Source organism: Vibrio sp. HENC-03 (genome assembly GCF_000305755.2).
GTDB classification, from domain to species: domain Bacteria; phylum Pseudomonadota; class Gammaproteobacteria; order Enterobacterales; family Vibrionaceae; genus Vibrio; species Vibrio owensii.
In genome coordinates, this window is sequence record NZ_JH976126.1 from 188,035 (window position 1) to 188,324 (window position 290).

The window sequence follows — 290 nt, forward strand, 5'->3', positions numbered from 1 at the left end:
GACTGTAAATCTGCCGGCACTGCCTTCGATGGTTCGAATCCGTCCCCCTCCACCATATTCTTTCTTGTGTTTCTCCTTTGAACATAAGAACAACTTGGAAGCTAGGTTGGGAAACTAACATCTAAGTATAAAAATACCCTGGAGGGGTTCCCGAGTGGCCAAAGGGAGCAGACTGTAAATCTGCCGGCACTGCCTTCGATGGTTCGAATCCGTCCCCCTCCACCATATTCTTTCTTATGTTTTTCCTTTGAACATAAGAACAACTTGGAAGCTAGGTTGGGAAACTAATT

Annotated in this window: 1 tRNA gene; it reads left to right on the top strand. The window is 45.5% G+C overall.

Annotated features, from left to right (window positions below):
- The first annotated feature begins 140 nt into the window (after positions 1-140).
- Positions 141-225 (top strand) — tRNA-Tyr (locus VCHENC03_RS06590).
- Positions 226-290: the final 65 nt, after the last annotated feature.